Consider the following 1,728-nt stretch of genomic DNA (forward strand, 5'->3'; position numbering starts at 1 on the left):
TTCTTTCATACCCTCAAATCCAACTTTAATTACAAACCCAGCGGCTAAAGTTGCCATTGCAATGCCTAATTTTACCGCCTTATCTCCAGCTTTCTCAAAATTCTTTTTAGCGTTATTCGCAAATACTGCTGATTGTTGGGAAGCCTTTTTCATTTCTTTGCTCATATTTGCAGTATTTTTAGAGACTTTTAAAATTCCACCGCTCATTGAATCTTTAAGAGTTAAAATAGTTGCTATTGTTTTTGAACTCATTATCTACCCTCCTTACATTTTAAACATTGATTGCAATGCTTGGAGTTTTTGTATTTCAAAATCTACATATTCCTCTTGTTCTCGTGCCATACTTTCTTTATAAAATATTTTTTCAATTTCTGATAAATTGAGTAGGTAGTTAAGTTGTTCTCCTTTGCATATGAAGTAAGACACCCAGTATAGAGGCCCTCGTCTTATGTCTTTACCACTACCTACTCTAATTAGTTTTTTATTTCAGTTTCTACCTTGGCCATTGTTTTATCATCCATAAATTCTTTTGCTATATCCGCAGCAATAGACATAGTTTCTTTTATTCCAAAAACTTTTGTTACTGAATCTAATGGATCTATCACATCTAAAGTTTTTTGAAGTTCTACATCCTTTAAAAAACTGCAAACTGAATATACTAGGTCTTTAGCTGCATCTAACATCGCTACCATGTCTTGACTAATTGGATTATCATCTTTATCAGTTTTAATTGCATCGCTTGACTTACTTACATATGCTAATAGTTCATTTTCTGTCGGTCTATCGAATGTAATAACGCCATACTCTTCGACTTCTATATCCATACTTATTTTTCTGTCCTGAACTTTTTTTATCGCTTTTGCTTTAAAATCCTCTAGTGTTAATTTTGTAGTATTCATATATTTTTTACCTCGCTTTTATTTATTTTAGAATGAAAAATAAGGTGTGGTTAGCACCTTATAGTGATTATTTTATACGATCAAGATATTCAAAATCTTCTGCACTTAATGGCAATTCTTCAATTACCAATGCTCCTGCTTCTAATTGTATTAATGTTAATTCTGAAAATACAACTCCGATTAGTGCTATTCTTTCACTTTGTCCATTTAACTTTCCTTGTCTTGCTATAATTTTAATATCTGGCATATTTCCTGTTCTTATTCCATCTGCTATTAGATCGCTTACTCTACTATCTATTTTTTTCATGCTGATAGACCCTTCAACTTTAAAACCTTTATATCTCTTTTTAGTTTTTGGATCACCTACAAAGAGAATGTCTTCAAACTCCGCTGTTGCTTTAGCATCAATTTTATCTATGTTTGACCATGGTATGCCATTTACATATACGCTACCCTCATTTGCAGATAGTACCTCATTTCCTTTGATATCACTCATACTTTTACCTCACTTTATTATTTATTTTTGAATTTAAAAAAGAGTAAAAATTAATCTACTCTTTAAACCATATTGATAGCAAAATTCAAGTTTGTAATTGATTGTAGTATTTTTATATCTCCAGCCACGAACATAGATTTTTTATAAGACATATTTTTAACTTTTGTATCATCCCAATCTTTTGCAAGTGGATTTATTGCAACCCACATTTCACGTTGCTTCGCTACATTTATAAATGATGTGTTGTTATAGTTTTTATCAAGTACCTCTTCCTCTGCTAACGTTTTTAAATATCCATTTTTAGCAGATATGAAAATCATTTGATTATCTAAA

At 30.8% G+C, this 1,728-nt stretch carries 3 protein-coding genes and 2 pseudogenes; all 5 read right to left on the reverse strand.

The annotated features are described in order from the left end of the window. A pseudogene (locus KPL50_RS26305) lies at nucleotides 1-252 on the reverse strand (phage tail tape measure protein); the annotation flags it as partial. A gap of 12 nt (nucleotides 253-264) precedes the next feature. Then, a complete protein-coding gene (locus KPL50_RS26310; RefSeq protein ID WP_216301431.1) occupies nucleotides 265-426 on the reverse strand; it encodes a hypothetical protein in 162 nt (53 codons plus the stop codon). Between the two features lie 47 nt (nucleotides 427-473). After that, nucleotides 474-899 carry a hypothetical protein gene (locus KPL50_RS26315; RefSeq protein WP_216301432.1) on the reverse strand — a complete coding sequence of 142 codons (426 nt, stop codon included), beginning with the start codon at nucleotides 897-899 and terminating at the stop codon, nucleotides 474-476. Nucleotides 900-966: 67 nt separating this feature from the next. Then, nucleotides 967-1,395, reverse strand: coding sequence for a phage tail tube protein (locus tag KPL50_RS26320; protein WP_216301433.1), 429 nt, complete (start codon nucleotides 1,393-1,395; stop codon nucleotides 967-969). A 62-nt stretch (nucleotides 1,396-1,457) separates the two neighbouring features. Then, nucleotides 1,458-1,728 (reverse strand): annotated as a pseudogene (locus KPL50_RS26325) (phage tail sheath C-terminal domain-containing protein); the annotation flags it as partial.

The organism is Clostridium sp. CF012, from assembly GCF_018861755.1.
GTDB lineage: Bacteria > Bacillota > Clostridia > Clostridiales > Clostridiaceae > Clostridium_AD.